At 70.9% G+C, this 1,868-nt stretch carries 3 protein-coding genes; all 3 read right to left on the bottom strand.

Annotation, left to right across the window (positions count from 1 at the left end; genetic code table 11):
* Positions 1 to 67 precede the first annotated feature (67 nt).
* A complete protein-coding gene (locus tag JL475_RS38790; RefSeq protein ID WP_202282893.1) occupies positions 68 to 364 on the bottom strand; it encodes a hypothetical protein in 297 nt (98 codons plus the stop codon).
* Complete coding sequence (locus tag JL475_RS38795; RefSeq protein WP_237409517.1) at positions 361 to 558, bottom strand: toxin-antitoxin system HicB family antitoxin; 198 nt, start codon at positions 556 to 558, stop codon at positions 361 to 363. The genes JL475_RS38790 and JL475_RS38795 overlap by 4 nt, the downstream gene beginning before the upstream one ends.
* A gap of 322 nt (positions 559 to 880) precedes the next feature.
* Positions 881 to 1,606, bottom strand: a complete 726-nt coding sequence (locus JL475_RS38800) for an HNH endonuclease family protein (RefSeq protein WP_307825329.1) — start codon at positions 1,604 to 1,606, stop codon at positions 881 to 883.
* Positions 1,607 to 1,868 lie beyond the last annotated feature (262 nt).

The raw sequence follows: 1,868 nt of genomic DNA on the forward strand, positions 1-1,868 counted from the left end.
CGGCTCGTCCGGCGCGCTACGCAAAGGCCCGGCCCACCGCGGTATGCGGGCCGGGCTGCCGTGGTGGCTACAGGTCCTGGACGGCACGCAGGGCAGCGTCGACCCGGGTCATCGCCGCGGCGTCGACCGGGCCGAGGAGCTTCGCGCCGTCGAACCGGTCGACGCGCATCTGTGTGATGTTGACGGCGACGGCGGTGCACGGGATCGGGTCCCCGATGACGACCGACATGGCGGTGTCGGGGTAGCGGCCGTTCTCGTGCAGCACGATCACGAGAACGGCCCCGAACGCCTGCTCCAGGCCCGTCAAGCTGACGATCAGGACGTTGCGGCCGTCGGCAAGGTTCCAGATTTCACCACGGTTCACAGGGTGTCGCCCTCACCCGCCAGGTCGTCGCCCAGGCCGAGCGCAGCGAGCCGCTGCGCGGCATCGAGAGTGGCGGCACGGCGAGCAGCGCGCACCACGTACGCGTTCACGCTCAGGCCGGCCTCGGAAGCAGCGGCCCGGATCGAGGGAGCGAGGTCATCCGGAACACGCAGGGTCATCGTGGTGACAGACATGGTTGCAGAATAGCCACCACTTTCCGGTGGCGCATAGCGGTTGCGGCAAACGCCGGCAAGACGAGCGCGGACGGTGACACGGCCCGCCTTCGCTCCCCCCTGCTGCGCCCGCCCGGGCATCTCGGTCGGCGGCCCGCAGGCCACGCGTGGGCCCGGTCTTCCACCCCGGCAGGGAAGCCGTCCATGCAGCCCACCCCTCGTGGAGCGCACGTCAGACGTGCCGTCCCGCCGGCCCGAGACAATGAGCCGTCGATGCGTACCCGGTCCCGTCCGCGAACGGCCGTCGGGCATTCCGGTACCCACCTGCCCGGCGGCCCGGAGGTCACGGGGCGACCTCGTACTCCACGACCGTGTCCGGGCAGGCCTCGGCGAGCTTGACCAGCGCGGCCCGCTCCTTCTCGTCGGCGGTCAGCTGCCACCGCAGCTTGGTTCCGGTCCAGTCCGCGGCATAGGTGCAGTGCGCGCTCTCGGCCGGCGGGAGCCAGGCGGCCGGGTCCCTGTCGGCCTTGGAACGGTTGGTCTTCGCGGTGACCGCGACCAGCGAGCGTTGCGCGCCGAGGTCGTTGGCGTAGGCCCGGCGGCGCTCGGGCGTCCAGGCGTGGGCGCCGCTGTCCCAGGCTTCGGCGAGCGGCACCAGGTGGTCGATGTCCAGCTTGCCCGCTTCGGTGACCTCGACCTCGTCGTAGTACGACCTCCACACCCCGCCGCTCAGCGCGCACCGCTCCCCCTGCTTGGGCTTCGTGGTGGCCTCCTCGATCAGGACCTCGGCCCGGGTGGGGCAGCCGTCGCCGTCCTCGTCGACCCAGTGCTTGAAGCTGTCTCGCTCGTAGCCGTCCCGCTGCTCGACCCCGTCCGGGATCTTCGCGATGGCGTCCGCGAGCGACAGGCCGCCGTCGGCAGGCCCGCCGGACGGTGCGGGTCCACCGGGGAGCGCGCTGGAGTTCGGGGAGTCGGGCTTCGCGTCGTCTTCGATGACGTGCGGGGTGCAGCCCACCAGCGAGACGGCCAGGAGCGCGGTGGCAAGCGGTATGAGGTGGCGGCGGGTCACGGTCGTGCTCCTGGAGGCGAGGCAGCGGTAGCCCCTCATACTCCCAGGCCGGCCGTGAGAGGTGACAGGAGGTCATATGTGCTGGCTGTAGCCCTCTTCAACCGCAGCCGCCCCCATCCTGCCCGTCTCTTCTCCTTCCCAGGGGCAGGCGCTGCGAATGCGGGCCTGACTTGGTGACCATCACAGGATCATTCGGGAAGGTACGCCCTTCGCATGCCTTCCCGAGGACGATCCACAAGTCATGAGCATTGCTCGCCCGGCG

Source organism: Streptomyces sp. M2CJ-2 (assembly GCF_016757295.1).
Lineage (GTDB): Bacteria > Actinomycetota > Actinomycetes > Streptomycetales > Streptomycetaceae > Streptomyces.